This is a genomic window from Streptomyces sp. NRRL S-495, assembly GCF_000966955.1.
Classification (GTDB): Bacteria; Actinomycetota; Actinomycetes; order Streptomycetales; family Streptomycetaceae; genus Kitasatospora; species Kitasatospora purpeofusca.
In genome coordinates, this window is record NZ_JZWY01001244.1 from 1 (window position 1) to 244 (window position 244).

Here is a 244-nt window from a genome sequence, read left to right on the forward strand (position 1 = left end):
ATTCCAGGCAGCGCCGGGAGTAGTCGGCCAGGGCGCGGCCGTCGCCGTGGGCGAGTTCGTCGACCAGGGCGGCGGCGAGCAGCTCCGCCTCCAGTACCGCGAGGTTGGCGCCCTTGGCCGCCGAGGGGGTGGGCATGCTCGCGGCGTCGCCCGCGAGCAGCAGGGCGCCGTGGCGCAGCGGTTCGACGACGTCGCTCTCCAGATCGACGACGGTGCGCGAGACGACACTCCCCCGGTGCAGCGG

The 244-nt window shown here is 75.0% G+C and carries 1 protein-coding gene; it reads right to left on the reverse strand.

The genetic code is table 11. From position 1 onward, the window contains the following. A partial coding sequence (locus VR45_RS40880) for an FAD-dependent monooxygenase (RefSeq protein WP_045945048.1) occupies nt 1-244 on the reverse strand: 244 nt, incomplete at both ends.